General features: G+C 63.6%; 19 protein-coding genes. 2 read left to right on the top strand and 17 right to left on the bottom strand.

Annotated features, from left to right (window positions below; genetic code table 11):
* Positions 1 to 39 precede the first annotated feature (39 nt).
* The 4 genes from ROSMUC_RS08590 to ROSMUC_RS08605 form a co-directional block, all read right to left on the bottom strand.
* Positions 40 to 1,242, bottom strand: coding sequence for a peptidoglycan DD-metalloendopeptidase family protein (locus tag ROSMUC_RS08590; protein WP_037272011.1), 1,203 nt, complete (start codon positions 1,240 to 1,242; stop codon positions 40 to 42).
* A 62-nt stretch (positions 1,243 to 1,304) separates the two neighbouring features.
* Positions 1,305 to 1,964 carry a protein-L-isoaspartate(D-aspartate) O-methyltransferase gene (locus ROSMUC_RS08595; RefSeq protein ID WP_037271725.1) on the bottom strand — a complete coding sequence of 220 codons (660 nt, stop codon included), beginning with the start codon at positions 1,962 to 1,964 and terminating at the stop codon, positions 1,305 to 1,307.
* On the bottom strand, positions 1,961 to 2,743 hold the full coding sequence (gene surE / locus ROSMUC_RS08600) for a 5'/3'-nucleotidase SurE (RefSeq protein WP_037271727.1): 783 nt from the start codon (positions 2,741 to 2,743) through the stop codon (positions 1,961 to 1,963). Before surE ends, ROSMUC_RS08595 begins: the two co-directional genes overlap by 4 nt.
* A 72-nt stretch (positions 2,744 to 2,815) precedes the next feature.
* Positions 2,816 to 3,469, bottom strand: a complete 654-nt coding sequence (locus ROSMUC_RS08605; protein WP_037271730.1) for an SDR family NAD(P)-dependent oxidoreductase — start codon at positions 3,467 to 3,469, stop codon at positions 2,816 to 2,818.
* A 107-nt stretch (positions 3,470 to 3,576) separates the two neighbouring features.
* Between ROSMUC_RS08605 and ROSMUC_RS08610 the strand changes: the two genes are divergently transcribed.
* Positions 3,577 to 4,146: a biotin transporter BioY gene (locus ROSMUC_RS08610; RefSeq protein ID WP_037271732.1), complete on the top strand. Its 570-nt coding sequence runs from the start codon at positions 3,577 to 3,579 to the stop codon at positions 4,144 to 4,146.
* 74 nt (positions 4,147 to 4,220) lie between these two features.
* Here the strand turns inward: ROSMUC_RS08610 and ROSMUC_RS08615 are convergent, their stop codons facing one another.
* The 13 genes from ROSMUC_RS08615 to ROSMUC_RS08675 form a co-directional block, all read right to left on the bottom strand.
* Positions 4,221 to 4,481 carry a hypothetical protein gene (locus ROSMUC_RS08615; RefSeq protein ID WP_037271735.1) on the bottom strand — a complete coding sequence of 87 codons (261 nt, stop codon included), beginning with the start codon at positions 4,479 to 4,481 and terminating at the stop codon, positions 4,221 to 4,223.
* A 173-nt stretch (positions 4,482 to 4,654) separates the two neighbouring features.
* Complete coding sequence (gene purF, locus ROSMUC_RS08620) at positions 4,655 to 6,109, bottom strand: amidophosphoribosyltransferase (protein ID WP_206018435.1); 1,455 nt, start codon at positions 6,107 to 6,109, stop codon at positions 4,655 to 4,657.
* Positions 6,110 to 6,232: 123 nt separating this feature from the next.
* Complete coding sequence (locus ROSMUC_RS08625; protein ID WP_037271738.1) at positions 6,233 to 6,682, bottom strand: DMT family transporter; 450 nt, start codon at positions 6,680 to 6,682, stop codon at positions 6,233 to 6,235.
* Between the two features lie 3 nt (positions 6,683 to 6,685).
* Positions 6,686 to 7,246 carry a CvpA family protein gene (locus ROSMUC_RS08630; protein WP_037271742.1) on the bottom strand — a complete coding sequence of 187 codons (561 nt, stop codon included), beginning with the start codon at positions 7,244 to 7,246 and terminating at the stop codon, positions 6,686 to 6,688.
* Between the two features lie 26 nt (positions 7,247 to 7,272).
* The gene (gene radA / locus ROSMUC_RS08635; RefSeq protein ID WP_037271745.1) at positions 7,273 to 8,637 is read right to left on the bottom strand and encodes a DNA repair protein RadA; all 1,365 of its coding nucleotides are present in this window, start codon (positions 8,635 to 8,637) and stop codon (positions 7,273 to 7,275) included.
* 55 nt (positions 8,638 to 8,692) lie between these two features.
* Positions 8,693 to 9,457, bottom strand: coding sequence for a hypothetical protein (locus ROSMUC_RS08640; protein ID WP_037272014.1), 765 nt, complete (start codon positions 9,455 to 9,457; stop codon positions 8,693 to 8,695).
* Between the two features lie 135 nt (positions 9,458 to 9,592).
* Positions 9,593 to 10,045 (bottom strand): paraquat-inducible protein A, encoded by a 453-nt coding sequence (locus ROSMUC_RS08645; RefSeq protein ID WP_037271748.1) that lies wholly within the window; start codon positions 10,043 to 10,045, stop codon positions 9,593 to 9,595.
* A gap of 83 nt (positions 10,046 to 10,128) precedes the next feature.
* Positions 10,129 to 10,500, bottom strand: a complete 372-nt coding sequence (locus tag ROSMUC_RS08650) for a hypothetical protein (RefSeq protein ID WP_037271751.1) — start codon at positions 10,498 to 10,500, stop codon at positions 10,129 to 10,131.
* A gap of 3 nt (positions 10,501 to 10,503) precedes the next feature.
* Positions 10,504 to 11,250: an ABC transporter ATP-binding protein gene (locus tag ROSMUC_RS08655; protein ID WP_037271754.1), complete on the bottom strand. Its 747-nt coding sequence runs from the start codon at positions 11,248 to 11,250 to the stop codon at positions 10,504 to 10,506.
* The gene (locus ROSMUC_RS08660) at positions 11,247 to 12,032 is read right to left on the bottom strand and encodes an MlaE family ABC transporter permease (protein ID WP_075571720.1); all 786 of its coding nucleotides are present in this window, start codon (positions 12,030 to 12,032) and stop codon (positions 11,247 to 11,249) included. The genes ROSMUC_RS08655 and ROSMUC_RS08660 overlap by 4 nt, the downstream gene beginning before the upstream one ends.
* A complete protein-coding gene (gene alr, locus ROSMUC_RS08665) occupies positions 12,029 to 13,066 on the bottom strand; it encodes an alanine racemase (protein ID WP_037271757.1) in 1,038 nt (345 codons plus the stop codon). Before alr ends, ROSMUC_RS08660 begins: the two co-directional genes overlap by 4 nt.
* 132 nt (positions 13,067 to 13,198) lie before the next feature.
* Positions 13,199 to 13,312 carry an entericidin EcnA/B family protein gene (locus tag ROSMUC_RS08670; RefSeq protein ID WP_102105903.1) on the bottom strand — a complete coding sequence of 38 codons (114 nt, stop codon included), beginning with the start codon at positions 13,310 to 13,312 and terminating at the stop codon, positions 13,199 to 13,201.
* Between the two features lie 43 nt (positions 13,313 to 13,355).
* Entirely contained in the window at positions 13,356 to 15,179 is a 1,824-nt protein-coding gene (locus ROSMUC_RS08675; RefSeq protein WP_037271760.1) for an extracellular solute-binding protein, read from the bottom strand.
* A 281-nt stretch (positions 15,180 to 15,460) separates the two neighbouring features.
* Here ROSMUC_RS08675 and ROSMUC_RS08680 point away from each other — a divergent pair, with 281 nt between their 5' ends.
* Entirely contained in the window at positions 15,461 to 16,234 is a 774-nt protein-coding gene (locus ROSMUC_RS08680; protein WP_037271763.1) for a 3-hydroxybutyrate dehydrogenase, read from the top strand.
* The last annotated feature ends 11 nt before the right edge of the window (positions 16,235 to 16,245 follow it).

The following is a 16,245-nucleotide window of genomic DNA, read 5'->3' on the forward strand; positions in this document are numbered from 1 at the left end:
GCCCCGGCTCGGGGGCCGGGGCGTTGTGATCACGATGCTCTAGCCCCCGAGGAAGCGCATCGGATCGACGCTGTCGAAGCCGTCGCGCACCTCGAAATGCAGGGCCGGTGTGCCGGTGCGGCGAATTTCAGCGAGCTTCTGGCCGCGTGTGACGCTGTCGCCTTTCTTGACGGTCAGCCCCTCGACATTGGAATAGACCGTCAGGAGCGAGCCTGCGTGTTTCACCACGATGATCGGGATACCGTTGGTATCCTCGGTGATGGCAGCAACGGTGCCCGCGTCGGCGGCGACGACCGGCGCGCCGGGGGTGGCGGAGATGTCGATGCCGTCGTTGCGGCCCTTGGCATATTCGCGGATGATGTCGCCCTTGACGGGGAAGGACATGCGCGCGGCGCTGGCCTTGGTTTCGGTCTTGCCGAGATCGGGGGCGGCGATTTTCTCGACCGGCGCGGCCTTGGGCGTGGTTTTCTCATCCGGCAGCGGCTTGGAGGCGCTTGGCGGGGTGGGTGTGGGCGTGCCGGCCCCCGGCGGGGTGACGGCGGCCACTTCGGTTTCGTCGAAGGGGGCGGTTTTCTCGCCCGGAAGGGCCACGGGAATCAGCAGGAACTGCCCCTCGCGTACCGAGAAATCGGGGCCAAGCCCGTTCCAGTCGGCCAAGCTACGGATCGAGACATTGTAGAGCCGGGCGATGGAAAAGGCGGTCTCGCCGCGCTCGACCTTGTGGCGGACGGGTTCGACGCCGACCTGCGCCGGGGCTGTGGCGGTGCCGGGCGTTGCGGGGGGCAGGGCCGTTGTCGTGACCGTTTGGGAATCGGCGCGGCGGATCGCGCCATCGGCAAGGCTGCCGATGTCCACGTCGGAGGGGGATTGGATCGGGCCGCCCAAGGGTTCGGCGACGCGACCGGGCAGGGCGAGGATCTCACCCTTGCGCAGGGGATCGCCGGTCTGCACGCCGTTGTAGCGCGCAAGTTCGCCGGGGTCGGCCCCGATGCGGCGGGCCAGACTGCCGACCGTATCGCCGCGTTCGGCCACGGCGACCTGATAGCCGGGATAGGAGATGATGCCGCGGGCATCGGGCTGTGGGCGCGGGGCGGTGGCGTTGCGGGCCGCCTCGGCGGTGCTGGGTGCGTTGCCGAAGGCGCCGCGCATGTCGAGATCGAGGGGTTGATCACAGGCCGCCAGAGCGAAGGCCATGGTTGCCAGCAACGGTGCGGAGCGGGGGAGTTTACGCATCTCGATCATCCTCTTGAGTGGTCCCTTGTTGGCCGGGACCTTGGTTTGCACATGCCCTGCTTATACAGGGCTTAGCCGTCGCGCCCAAGCCCTTCGACCAGCGGGACAAAGCGCACAGGGCGTAATTCGTCATATTCAAAACCGTTTTCGTGCCGGGTGACGCGGATCAACCGTTGCACGGCGTCGGACTGACCCACGGGCACGACCATGATACCCCCGATCTTGAGTTGGGCCAATAGGGGGCCGGGCGGGTCTTCGGCGGCGGCGGTGACGATGATGCGGTCAAACGGCGCCTGATCGGGCAAGCCAAAGCTGCCATCGGCGGTGAGCGCGGTGATGTTGGTCAGATCGAGGGCGCGAAAAATCTCTGACGCCTCTGTCACCAGACGTTTGTGGCGGTCCACGGTATAGACGCGGCGGGCCAACTGGCTGAGGATTGCGGCCTGATAGCCCGAGCCGGTGCCGACCTCGAGCACCTTGTCGCGGTTCGTGACCTTGAGCGCCTGTGTCATCAGGCCCACAACCGAGGGCTGGCTGATGGTCTGGCCGCAGGCAATCGGCAGCGGCATATCCTCGTAGGCGCGTTCCGCGAAATAGCCCCGAATGAATGGGCCCCGGTCGATCTGCTCCATCGCGGTGAGAACCCGCGCATCGGTCACGCCCTTGGAGCGCAGGGCAAAGAGAAACTGCATCTTGCGTTCGGCGCTGCTGTGATCCTCGTCCTCGGTCATTCGATCGCCTTGAGCGCCTCCAGCGCGTCATGGGCGGTGAGATCCGCGCGCATGGGGGTGACGGAGATGTAGCCCTGAAGGTTCACATCCGCATCCGAGCCGGGGCTGGTGGGTTCGTGCTGGGGCGCGCCCGTGACCCAGAGAAAGCGCCGCCCCGAGGGGGCGACATGCGGCTGGACGCCAAAGCCTATGTCGCGGCGAAAGCCCTGACGTGCGGCGCGGATGCCCTTGACCTCGGCTGCGGGCACGGGCGGAAAGTTGATATTGTAGAAGATGCCGTAATCGTCACGGGTCCAGACGCCCTTGTCGAGCAGGCGGCGCAGGGTGGGCAGGCCGTGAACGCGCGCGGCCTCGAAGGTGTCGTCGAGATCGCGATTGGCGGGGCCGTAATACTGGCTGAGGGCCACGGCGGGCACACCCTGGAGCGCGGCCTCCATCGCGGCGCCCACGGTGCCGGAGTAGACTGCGTTCTCGGCGGCGTTGTTGCCGCGATTGACGCCCGAAAGTACGAGGTCGGGTGCTGCGTCCTTCATCACGTCATGCAGGCCCGCAAGGACGCAATCGGCGGGGCTGCCCTCGGCGGCATAGCGGCGCTCGGCCATTTTCGAGATCATCATCGGACGGGTGTAGGAAATGCAATGCCCGACGCCGGATTGTTCAAAGGCGGGGGCCACTGTCCATACCTCGCCCTCCGGACCGGCGAGGGCATTGGCGATTTCCTCGAGAACGGCCAGACCGGGGGCGTTGATGCCGTCGTCATTGGTGATCAGAATACGCATGGCCTGCCCTTTTTTCTTGTGTGGTCTCTGTCTAGCGGGCACCGGGGCGGGCGGCAAGCTTGGGAGGGGGCCTCAGTTCAATTCTGCCATCAGGCGCGCGGCCTCATCGCGGGGATGGGCAAGGGCATCGCGATCCTCGCCGGGGTGAAAGCGGGCGCGGGTGGCGGTGGCCATGGGGTTTGGTGTCAGGATATGCACGCGCGGTCCGGTTCTAACCGTTTCGACCTGCCAGGAGCGCGCGAGGGCGATTTGCGCGGCCTTGGTGGCGCCGTAAGCGCCAAAGAATTTCTCGCCCGCATGGGCATCGTCAAAGAAGACGGCCCGACCCTCGGTGCCCAGAAGCGGGGTGAGGAAGGGAATGAGGATGCCGGTGGCGGTGACGTTGCAGGCGACCGATTTGGTCCAGTCGCCCTCGGACAGATGCGCGGCGGGCGTCAGGGGGGCAGCATGGACCGCCGCATGAACCCAAGTGGCAATCGCGCCCCAGCGGTCATGGATCGAGCGGCACAGCTGCGCCATCGCCCCGGTATTGGTGATGTCCATCGGGGCCAGCGTCGCCTGACCACCTGCGGCCTGGATGCGATCGTCGAGTTCCTCGAGCGCGCCGGTGGTCCGGGCGACGGCGACGACGTGGTGGGTTTTGGCCAAGGCCTCGGCCATGGCGGCCCCCAGACCGCGCGATGCGCCGGTCACAAGGGCAATGGGGAGGGGTGTGATGCTGTCCATATAAGGGAAATCCCACCAGTTGCGGGGCAATTCAAGGGCAATCGCTTGACTTTCTCGCACATGCAGCGAAAAAGTCGGGTGAGAGACATAACAGAGGGGCGTGAACGATGCGCAATACAGTTTTGACCAAGGCCGTGATCGGCCACGATACACTGCTCCGCCAAGCGGGGCTGGTTCTGGGTGGTTCTTTCCTGATTGCGGTCGCCGCACAGGTGAGCGTGCCGTTTTACCCGGTGCCGCTGACGCTTCAGACATTGGCGATCCTGATGATCGGTCTGACCTTTGGGTCGCGTTTGGGCGCGCTCACGCTGCTGGCCTATCTGGCCGAGGGCGCGATGGGGCTGCCGGTATTTGCGGGTGGCTTGAACGGTGTGGCGCTGATGGGGCCGACCGCCGGGTTCCTCTTTGGCTTTGTCGCCATGGCCTATCTGGCGGGCCTCGCGGTCGAGCGCGGGTTGGCGCGGGGTGTCGTGTCCACCGCACTTTGCGGCATGGGGATTTCGGCGCTGCTTTACCTGCCGGGTCTGGCATGGCCTGCGGCCATGTTGGGCAAGAGCGCCGATGCGCTCTGGTCCGGTTGGATGGCGCCGTTTCTGCTGGGTGATGTGGTCAAGGCCGTGATCGCGGCGATGATAGTAACCGGGGCCACCGCCCTGATCCGGGCGCGTAAAGGCTGACGCCTTATACGCCAACCAAGTAAAGAGAAACGCCGCCCCTGCGAGGGGGCGGCGTTTTTCTGTGGCGGATCGGATCAGGACGCGGGCAGGCTGAGGCGTTCGCTGCGCCCGGAGCGGGCGAGGATCACGACGCCTTCGCCGATGGCCGTGACCTTGGCTGAGCCAAGGCTGGTGCCCACCTCGACGGTGTGGACGGCGTTGCCGATCCGAAGGAGTGCGCGGGCATGGGAGGGACCATGCAGGGTGCCGACAAGCGTGAGCCGGGCATCAGGCAGCGCGTCATGCTGGGTTGCGGCCTCTAACGTGGCGGCGGGGGTTTCTGTATGTTCTGTCACCTTTGCCTCTTTCGTGCAGTGCTCTGGTTTCGTGCAGTGCTCTGGCGGGCATCTAGACGGGGAAAGAGGCAGGGGAAAGGGCCGTGGCGCGGGTCGGCAAGGAGTTGCCGCAATGCAGAATCGCGCGGGCAAATCTCCGCTCAGCCGCCGGGTATGGCGACTGAGCGGGGTTGTTATTCGGCGGCTTTCAGCGCGAAGCCCTGTTCGATCATGTCGGAGGGGGCCACGGGATATTCGCCCGAGAAGCAGGCATCGCAATATTGCGGGCATTTGGCATTGCGCCCGCCCGCCTCGCCCACGGCGCGGTAGAGACCGTCAAGCGATATGAACTTGAGGCTATCGACCTGCAAATGGTCACGCATCTCATCCTCTGACATGGTCGCGGCGAGGAGTTTCTCGCGCTGCGGCGTGTCCACCCCGTAAAAACAGGGCCAAGCCGTAGGGGGCGACGCGATACGAAAATGAACCTCGGCGGCGCCGGCATCAAGGATCATCTCCTTGATCTTGCGGCTGGTGGTGCCGCGCACCACGCTGTCATCCACGAGAATGACGCGCTTGCCCTCGATCAGGGCGCGGTTGACGTTGAGCTTGAGCCGCACGCCCATGTTGCGGATCTGTTCGGTGGGCTCGATGAAGGTACGGCCCATGTATTGATTGCGGATGATCCCCATCGCGAAGGGGATGCCCGATTCGTGGCTATAGCCGATGGCGGCTGGCGTGCCGCTATCGGGCACGGGGCAGACCAGATCGGCATCGACCGGAGCCTCGCGGGCCAGTTCCACGCCGATCTGATGGCGGGTTTCATAGACCGAGCGGCCGCCGATGATCGAATCGGGGCGCGAGAAATAGACATGCTCGAAGATGCAGAAGCGCGAGGGTTGGCGGCGGAAGGGAAAATGGCTCTCGACGCCGCCACCGGCGGTGATGACGACCATTTCGCCCGGCTCGATCTCGCGCACGAGGCGCGCGCCGATGATGTCGAGCGCGCAGGTTTCAGAGCTGAGCACCCAGCCTTCACCCAATTGGCCCAAGACGAGCGGGCGCACGCCGAGGGGATCGCGCACGCCGATGAGTTTCGACCGGGTCATGGCCACGACGGAAAACGCGCCTTCGACGCGCCGCAGCGCATCCTCCATCCGTTCGGGGATACGTTTTTGCAGCGAGCGGGCCATCAGGTGAATGATGCATTCGCTGTCAGAGCCGGATTGAAAGATCGAACCGCGTTCGATCAGTTCCTTGCGCAGGGCAATGGCGTTGGTGATGTTGCCGTTATGAGCAATCGCGGCCCCGCCGATGGCGAATTCGCCAAAGAAGGGCTGCACATCGCGGATCGCGGCCCCTTTTGATCCAGCGGTGGAATAGCGCACATGGCCGATGGCCAGTGGGCCGGGCAGGGTTTCCATCAGCGACTGGCTGGTGAAATTGTCGCGCACATAGCCAAAGCGGCGCACCGAGTTGAACCCTTGCTCGGGATCATGGCTGACGATACCGCCCGCCTCTTGTCCACGGTGTTGCAGGGCGTGCAGGCCGAGGGCCACGAAATTTGCCGCGTCGGTCAGGCCGATCACGCCAAAGATTCCGCATTCCTCCTTCAGCTTGTCATCGTCGAAGGGGTGGGCGGGGGGCATCTGTTTGGGCAAAGCGGGCAGCTCCGAATCCATGGATTTCGCTTGGGCGTGTCATACGCGCTCAGGCGGCACATGTCACGAAACTATCACAGATAACGTGGCGATGCGATGGCTGGCGAGTGGTCAGAAGCGCGAAAGGATGACGCCGGCACCCACCAGGAGGGCCGCCGTGAGGCGGGTCCACGACAGATCGCGCGCGGCGATGCCGAATGCACCGATGTAATCGAGCACCATGGCCCCAACCATCTGCCCCAGAATGAGCGCCGCCGTGGTGGTGAGCACGCCCAGAACTGGCACGCTCCAAAGCGAGGCCCAGACAAAGAACGCGCCCAGAAGGCCGCCAAGCAAGAGCCAGCGCGGGGCGAGGGCGGCGCGGCCAAAGGCGGCGCTGTCACCCGAGAGGGCCACCAAGAGCACCAGCGCCACGAAGCCCACGCCAAATGACACGGCGGCGGCGGTGATGGAGCTCTCGATCGTGCGCCCAAGGGCCGAGTTGAGCGGTGCCTGAATGGCCACGGCCAGCCCGGCCAAGGCCATGAATATGAGGGCGAGAACCGGGCTTTGCGGCAGCATCGGTTACTGCGGGGCCTCGCATTGGGCGATCAGCTCTTCGTATTGGCGGGTGATCCAGCCCAGCGCCTCGTCGGGGTCGCGGTCTTCGATCTTGCCGGTCAGTTGCGAGAAGACGCGCGCCGAGCGGCTGTCGTCGATGATCTGGATGGACTGCGAGGAAATGACCGTCTGATAGACGAAATAGGCGATGGCGACGAGCAGTACGCCGCGCGCCACGCCAAAGACAAAGCCAAGCCCCTGGTCGAGGCCGCCCAGAACCGAGCGTTGCACCAGTGAGGAAAACAGCGGTGTGATGAGCGAAGCGATGATCAGCCCCACGGCAAAGACCACGGCGAAGGCCCCGATCATCGAAAGCTCGCAGCTATCGGCGATGAATTCGCCGACCACCGGGATTTCCTTGACCAGCGGTTCCACCTGCGGGGCGAAGATGAAGGCGAGGACGCCGGCCACGACCCAGCCCGCGATGGCGAGGGATTCGCGCACGAAGCCGCGCGAATAGGCCAGAAGCGCCGAGAGCACGATGAAGAGCGCCACGACGCCGTCGATGATGGTGAAACCTTCCATATGCCTCTTCCTGTCCCGATAGGCGCCTAACCTGCGCCGAAAATGTCACCCACGAAAGTGGTCAAATCCCCCATATGGGTGAGTTTGAGACCACTGTCCCCCGTCGTCTTGCTGCCGGACGGGGTGATCGCGGCTGTGAAACCAAGTTTTTGCGCCTCTTTCAACCTGTTTTCGGTCTGACCCACCGGACGCAACGCGCCAGAGAGGCTAATTTCCCCGAAAACCACGGTTTCGGCGGGCAGGGCTGTATCCTCGCGCGCGCTGAGCAGGGCGGCGGCGACGGCCAAATCGGCGGCGGGTTCGCTGATCTTGAGGCCGCCCGCGACGTTGAGATAGACATCAAGCCCGGCAAAGGGGATGCCGCAACGCGCCTCGAGCACGGCGAGAATCATCGCGAGCCTTGCGCCATCCCAGCCCACGACGGCGCGGCGCGGTTGGGCATGGGGTGTTGGGGCAACGAGCGCCTGCATCTCGACCAGCAGGGGGCGCGTGCCCTCGATCCCCGAGAACACGACCGAGCCGGGGGTGGGTGCGCCGCGCCCCGAGAGAAAGAGGGCAGAGGGGTTGGCCACCTCGGCCAGACCTGCGCCTGTCATCTCGAACACGCCGATTTCATCGGCGGGGCCAAAGCGGTTCTTGACCGAGCGCAGGATACGGAATTGATGCCCACGCTCGCCCTCGAAATAAAGCACGCAATCCACCATATGTTCGACCACGCGGGGGCCAGCGATCTGCCCGTCCTTGGTGACATGGCCGACAAGGATCACGGAGGTGCCGAAGCGTTTGGCAAAGCTGGTCAGCTCATGGGCGGCGGCGCGAACCTGGCTGACGCTGCCGGGGGCGGCCTCGACCGTGTCGGACCAGACGGTCTGGATCGAGTCGATGATCACGAGGTCGGGCTTTTCGGATTCCATCGTGGTCAGGATGTCGCGCAGCGATGTGGCGGCGGCGAGTTTTACCGGCGCCTCGCCGAGACCCAAGCGCTGTGCGCGCATGCGGACCTGTGCGCTGGCCTCTTCGCCGGAGATGTAGAAGGTCTTGAGGCCGGCACCCGCAAAGCGCGCGGCGGCCTGCAACAGGAGCGTGGATTTGCCGATACCGGGATCACCGCCTACCAGAATGGCGCTGGAAGGCACGAGACCACCGCCCAGAACGCGGTCTAATTCACCGATGCCGGAGAGCGTGCGCGGCGGCGGGGCCTCTTCGGTCGAGAGGTCCGTGAGGGTGAGGGGGGTGCCGCGTTTGCCGCCCAGGGTTTTGCCCTTGGGGCCGGTCGAGAGCGGGGCCTCTTCGACGATGCTGTTCCATTCGCCGCAAGCGTCACAACGCCCCGACCAGCGGTTGTGAACCGCGCCGCAGGCCGTGCAGGTGAAGGTGCCGGGTTTTGCCATATGCGCCTGATGCCCCAAGCGGCGGGCGCGGTCAAATGCGAAACCTCTCAGGCGGTTATTCCGCCGCCTTCTGGGTGATGTCGATCACGGTGCCGTCGTGGCGCAGGATGTCTTCCAGACCCAGTTCCGGCAGCACCTCTCGCAGTTCGTCATGCAGGCGTTGCAACTGGCTGGCGGCAACGCTTTCCTCGAGTTCGACCTCGTGGGACCAGTGTTTGAGTTCGCGGGTGATCTGCTTGGCCTGATCCAATCGGGCTTTGAAGGCCTCGACCTCTTGCTGGCGCTGCGTGAGGAAGTTGCGCGCGCGGGCGATGCGGTCGTCGGAATAGACCTGCGCCAATTCGCGGCTGATATGGGACATTTGCGCCGCGACCTCCAGGAGGTCCGGCTCCAGCGTGCCGAGGTCGGGATGGTCGCGCAGATAGGCGAGGCGTTCGCGGACGGCGTCAAACTCTGACGACAGGCGGAATAGACCAGCGCGGTCTGCCGCATGGGCCGCGTGATAGGCGCGGGCCACGTCCTGCATCCCGATGTTGAAGCGCCGGTGCGAGGTTTCGAGCGCCATGATGCGGGCATTGACCGGCAGGTAGAAACACAGAAGCACTGCCAGAACGGTCAGGCCGATCTGGGCGATCTGACCTGCGTTTTGATAGGTTTCGCCCCCGAAGCCCGCGCTGAATTCGATCCAAGGTAGCGCGCCAAGGCTGGCGGCGAGGGTGGCGGCGGTGAGGCAGAGCGCCGAGAGCAGAAAGACGATAAAGGCCGCACGTTGCAAAATGGATTGTGTCAGCAGTGCCGCAGATTTCAAAGTGCTGGTCATGACTTCCCCCCGAAAGATCATCTTAAATATCGGCAAGTTTACGCCGATTGCGGGAAACACAAAGGCTTAATTCAATCATTTGAGAGTCAAGATTGCGGGGGTGTGGCGCGAGTGCCGCGCGATTGTTGCGAAAAATCAGACAGTGTCGGGGGTGTTTGGCGGATTGTGGCGGTGCCAGAGGCTGATCGCGAGCGAGGCGAGGATGCAGGCGGTAAAGAGGTAGAGACCCCAGGCCACCTCAACCCGCGCAAGGCCGACGCCTTTGACCACGATGATGTAGAGCGCGATGAGGAAAATATCGGCCATGGCGAGTTTGCCCAAAAGGTGCAGCGCGGGCAGGGCGCGTGGCGAGAGGAGGCCGAAGTGCAGGAGGGCCAAGCCGATGGTCTTGAGATAGGGGGCGAAGAGGGCAAAGACCGTGACCAGAAGGGCCAGGTAGACATCGCTCTGCCAGAGCGCTTGCAGGCCCGAGATGACGGAGATTTCCGAGAGGCCGAAGAGCGGCAGGTCAATGCCTGCGCGCAAGAGGGGGGCGAACCACGCGAGGGGGAAGAGAAGGAGGAGCGAGAGGTTGGCGAATTTGAGCATCAATTCGATCTAGTCACCTTCAATCGGACGTTCCAGATAAATTGAGAGTGGAGAGGCCGTTCTATTGACCGAAATCGCATAGATCAGATCAAGAGAACACCGACGATAGCGGACACCACAAGCAGGTCACCGAGCATAGGACGCTTTCCCCAAACACATTTTACCCAGTCGTAGAGCGTGCCCACAAAGAGTAACACAGAGAGCAAAGCCGAAAACTGATAGGAGGGAAGCTTTGGTAGAAGGCCAGCCCATTGCAAACCGCTCCAAATCGTCCAGAGCGAGGCCAAAATCATACCTACCACAGCGTGTTTGGAGTCACGAGAGCGGTGCCAATGCTGCCAGAGTGCAAAGCCAGCAAGAACGGGAATCGCCAAGATCAGCCACGGGAAGATCCTAATTCCCAGACCAATTTCGGGCTGAAGGATCGAGACGGATAGCTCAGCGGCCTGGTCCATCCTTCACCGCACCGCCTCGATCGGTCCCTCGGCGCGGCCGTGGATGAACTGGTCAAGATAGGGATCGCCGGAATGGTCCATCTCGGACACGGGGCCGGTCCATTTGATCACGCCGTCATGCAGCATGGCGACATTGTCGGCGATGGCGCGCACGGAGGTCATATCGTGGGTGATGGTCATGGCGGTGGCGCCCATTTCGGTGACGATCTCGCGGATCAGGTCGTTGATCACGCCCGCCATGATGGGATCGAGGCCGGTGGTGGGCTCGTCAAAGAAGATGATCTCGGGTTCGGCGGCGATGGCGCGGGCGAGGCCCACGCGCTTTTGCATGCCGCCCGAAAGCTCGGCGGGGAATTTATCGGCGACATCGGGTTTGAGGCCGACGCGGCGCAATTTCTCGATGGCGATTTCGCGGGCCTCGGACAGGGGGCGCTTGAGCGAGCCGCGCAGCAGGCGGAAGGCAACGTTTTGCCAGACGGGCAGCGAGTCAAAGAGTGCGCCGCCCTGAAAGAGCATGCCGAAGCGGGCGAGAAAGGCGTCGCGGTCGCCCTTGGTCACGTCCTGGCCGTCCAGCGTGATGGTGCCGCTGTCGGGGCGGATGAGGCCGAGGATACATTTCAGCGCCACGGATTTGCCGGTGCCCGAGCCGCCGATGATGACCAGCGAGGTGGCGGAGGGAATGGTCAGGCTCACCCCGCGCAGGACGTGGTTGGAACCGAAAGCCTTGTGGACGTTGTGAAGCTCTATCATGACGCGAAGAACAATTCTGTCAGGAGGTAGTTGGAGGCGAGGATCAGCACGCTTGCCGCCACCACCGCGGATTTGGTGGCGCGACCCACGCCCTGCGCGCCACGACCAGAGTTCATGCCATAGTAGCAGCCCATCAGCGCCACGATAAAGCCGAAGGCCGCGCCCTTGATGAGGCCCGACACGACATCCCAGGTTTCCAGAAAATCAATCGTGTTGTGCAGATAGGTGGCGGCGGAGAAATCGAGCCGCCCCACGCCCACCAGAAACCCGCCCATGATGCCCAGCACATCGCCCACGCCCACGAGGACCGGCACGGCAAGGGTCGCCGCCAGCACGCGGGGCAGGGTGAGGTATTTCATGGGGTTGGTCGAGAGGGTGGTGAGCGCGTCGATCTGCTCTGTCACCTTCATCGTGCCGATCTCGGCGGCGATGGAGGAGGCCACGCGCGCCGCCACCATGAGGCCGCCCAGCACGGGGCCAAGTTCACGGGTGAGGCCGATGGCGACAATCGAGGGCACGACGGTTTCGGCGTTGAAACGCGCGCCACCCGCGTAAATCTGAAGCGCCAGCGCGCCGCCGGTAAAGAGCGCCGTCATGCCGACGACGGGGAGCGAGAGCCAGCCGATCTGCATCAGCGCATGCAGGAATTCGCGAAAGTAGAAGGGGGGGCGCGCCAGATGGCTGAGCGTGTCACTGGCAAAGAGCGTGATCCGCCCCATGGACGCCAGACCGGCCAGCACGGTGCGGCCGATCGAGGCCAGAAAACCAAGGATAAAGTTCATCCGCCAATATAGCGCCGCGTATAGCGCGCCCCCAGTGAGGTCAGGATTTCATAGCCGATGGTGCCTGCGTTATCGGCCAGCGTGTCGATGGTCTGATGCGCCCCCAGGAGTTGCAGGCTGGCGGGATCGTGGCCGAGATCGGTGATGTCGACGCAGATCAGGTCCATGGAAATGCGGCCCGCGATGGGGCAGGGGGTATCCCCTGCCCAAAGGCTGGTCTTTGGTCCCATGGCGCGCAGGATGCCATCGGCATAGCCTGCGGCAATGGTGGCAATGCGGGTGTCGCGCGTGGCGGTAAAGCTGTTGGCATAGCCCACGGTTTCACCGGGCACGAGATCGCGGCACTGGATCACGGGAATATCGAGGGTGACGACGGGCTGTGCCCCGTCAAAGGGACGGCCGCCATAAACGCCGATGCCGGGGCGGGCGAGGTCGAAGTGATAGGCCGGATCAAGCAGGATGCCGCCGGTATTGGCAAAGCTGCGCGGCACGTCGAGCCCGTCTGTCATCTCGCGGAATGTGGCGAGTTGTTGGGGGTTCATGGCGTGATCGGGTTCATCCGCACAGGCGAGGTGCGACATGATCAGCGCCGGATTTTGGGCCAGCGCGATCTGGCGCAGGGCGGCCCATTCGGCGGGTTCCATCCCAAGACGGTTCATGCCGCTGTCAAGCTGGATGCCAAAGGGATGGCCCGGCAGCGCCTCGGCGTGGCGGATCATCTGTTCCAGCGAATTGATCATCGGAATGAGCGCGTGATCGCGGAGCATGTCGGCATCCCCCGGCATATGGCCGGAAAACACATAGATCGCCGGGACCGCGCCCAGCGTTTCACGGAGTGCCACGCCCTCTTCGGCGACGGCCACGAAGAAATGGCGTGCGCCGGCGCGGGCGAGGACCGGGGCCACGCGGGCAGCCCCGAGGCCGTAGGCATCGGCCTTGACCACGGCGGCGGTTTCGCCGCTGCATAGCCGATCCAGCGCGCGCCAGTTGGCCACGATGGCGTCAAGGTCGATGGTCAGGGTTGCGGTGCTCATGGGGCGGGTTTTGACAGGATGGGCGGGGGCGTCAAGGGGAAAGGCATTTGCACCTCCGAGTCACATAAAACAGACCCCCGCGCCCCAATGGGCCGCAGGCGAAAACCCTCTTGGGAGAGGGCGCGCTGCGGATCAGAACCAGCTCTGAACGCCGCGTGCCGCCCCGGAGATGTCACGACCGATCCCGTCCACCGTGGCGCACCCCGCCAAGAGGGTGATGAGGCCAAGCGCAATCAGTTTTCGCATGGGTTTGCCTGTCATTTGCCTATGTCTGCTTCGATTTTTATTATTATTCTTGGAACCACCATACCTCGGGGAGAAAGCCAATGCCATCCCCATAGATCGGCAGCCTGTCCGCAGGGTATTTCAACTGCGACTTATGCGCAATACGACCCACGCTATATTGATGGATCGGGATCACGTAGCGCCCGGCGGTCAGTACCCGGTCGAGCGCGCGGGTGGCGGCGACGAACGCGTCGCGGTCGCGGGCGGTCAGCATGGCGTGGATCATCGCCTCGGCGGCGGGGGATTTCATGCCCATGAGATTGCGGCTGCCGGGCTGGTCGGCATAGTCCGCGCCCCAATAGAACATCTGTTCATTGCCGGGGCTGAGCGAGAGGGAACGGCGCATCATGGTGAGGTCGAAATCGAAATTCGCCTCGCGTTCGGCATATTGCGCCTTGTCGGTCATCTCGATCTTGAGTGTGATGCCGAGGCGTTCAAGCGCGCGGGCATAGATATCCATCATGGCGCTGGCCTGTGCCATGAGACCGTCCTGTTGCAGGAGCACTGTAAGGGCAAGCGGTTGGCCCGATGCGTTCACGAGCTGGCCGTCCGTCACCTTCCAGCCCGCCTCTTGCAAGAGCTGGGCGGCGCGCCGCAGGTTGGTGCGATTGCGGGCGGTGCCGTCGCTGACCGGCAGGCTGTAGCCGTCGAGCGTGCCGGGCAGGAGGGTGTCGGCGTAAGGTTCCAAGAGATCGCGCACGCGGCCCGTGGCGGGACCGTGATCCATCCCCAGCTCCGAGCCAGAGAAGTAAGAGGTGATGCGCGGTTGGCGACCGCCCGTGAGTGTGTCGTTTATATATTCGAAGTTGAAGGCGGTGATCAGGGCCTCGCGCACGCGCCAATCATCCAAGGGGGCGCGGCGGGTGTTCATCACAAAGCCGGTCATGCCCGAGGGTTTGCCATGGGGGATTTCGCTCAGCGTGATCTCGCCGCGTTGGACGGCGGGGAAATCATACTGGCTGGCCCAGGCCTCGGCGTTGAATTCGCGCACGTAGCTGACCAGCCCTGCCTTGAACGCCTCTTTCAGCACGGTGTCATCGCCGTAGAATTCGATGCGGATCTCGTTGAAATTGTTGGTCCCGCGCCGCAGGGGCAGGTCACGCCCCCAATAATCGGGATTGCGTTTCAGGGTGACGTGGCGATTGACCTCGTAATCCGCCACCACATAGGGGCCGGTGCCTAGGGGGATGTCGTCAATCGCCGCCTCCGTGATGTCGCGCCCCTGCCATTGCGATTTTTGCAGGATCGGGCGCAGGCCCGCGAGCAGCGCCAGTTCGCGATCCTCTTCGGCAAAGGTCAGGCGCAGCGAGCGTGGGCCGGTCTGGGCGATGGCGGCCACCTTGGTCCAGAAACTGCGATAACGCGGGTGGCCCCGGGTGCCGAGGGTTTCATAGGACCAGATCACATCCTCGACAGTGACGGGGCTGCCATCCGAGAATCGGGCCTCGGGGCGCAGGGTGAATTCGACCCAGCGGCGGGCCTCGTCCGTCTCGACCGATTCGGCCAAAAGACCGTAAAGCGAGAAGGGCTCATCCCAAGATCGGCCCATCAGCGTCTCATGGGTGAGGTCGGCCAATTGCCATGGCGGCGTGCCGCGCAGGATGAAGGGATTAAGCGAATCAAAGCCGCCCACATTGCCGGTGACGACCCGACCGCCCTTGGGCACCTCGGGGTTGGCATAGGGCAGGGACACAAAATCAGGTGGCAGCGCCGGGGCCCCATACATAGCTATGCCATGCTGAGGCGCGGCCAGCCCCGGAGCGGCCCCCCAGAGCAGGATCATCGCGGTCAGTCCGGCCCGAAGGCGGCGGAACAAATCTGATCTCATTTCAGCGACAATCCCTTGATGGCCTTGTTTCCTTGGGCCGGACCCTAAAGAGGGATTCAAGGCTTTTCAAACTTTTAGCTTGGACTGCGGCGCAGGATTGCTTATAAAGGGGGCACTGCTCGATAGGTTTCTTGCCTGTATGAAACCTGCCTCAATAACTTAACGCCCGCCTCGTGCGGGCGTTTTTTTCTGCCCATCGCGCAGGCGTGATGGCTATTCCCCGTGCAATTCGCAGATGCAGCACATATGCTGCAGGCGCAATGTTTATTGGGAGAAATCACATGAGCGTCAAAGGCAAGACCGCCGTTATCACCGGCTCGAACTCGGGCATCGGGCTTGGCATCGCCGAAGAACTGGCGCGGGCCGGGGTCAATGTGGTGCTCAATTCCTTTACCGATTCGGAGGAGGATCACGCGCTGGCCAAGAGAATCGCGCAAGAGACCGGTGTCGAGGCGCGCTATATTCAGGCCGATATGTCGAAGGGCGATCAATGCCGGGCCCTGATCGAGAAAGCGGGGCGCTGTGACATTCTCGTGAATAATGCGGGCATTCAGCATGTGGCACCGATCGACGAGTTTCCGACCGAGAAGTGGGATGCCATCATCGCGATCAATCTCACCTCCGCGTTTCACACCACCGCCGCAGCCCTGCCGATGATGCGCAAGGCGGGCTGGGGCCGGGTGATCAATATCGCGAGCGCCCATGGCCTGACGGCAAGCCCCTATAAATCGGCCTATGTGGCGGCCAAGCATGGCATCGTGGGTCTGACAAAAGTTATGGCGCTGGAGACCGCGAAAGAGCCGATCACCGCCAATGCGATCTGTCCGGGCTATGTGCTGACCCCGCTGGTTGAGGCGCAGATCCCGGATACCATGAAGAAATACGACATGGGGCGGGAAGAGGTGATTGAAAAGGTCATGCTGGAGCGGCAACCATCCAAGGAATTCGCCACGACCGAGCAATTGGGTGGAACGGCCTTGTTCCTGTGTTCGGACGCAGCGGCGCAGATCACCGGCACCACGATCAGCGTTGACGGAGGCTGGACGGCGCTCTGACGCAAATGGCC

Source organism: Roseovarius mucosus DSM 17069 (assembly GCF_000768555.3).
Classification (GTDB): Bacteria; Pseudomonadota; Alphaproteobacteria; order Rhodobacterales; family Rhodobacteraceae; genus Roseovarius; species Roseovarius mucosus.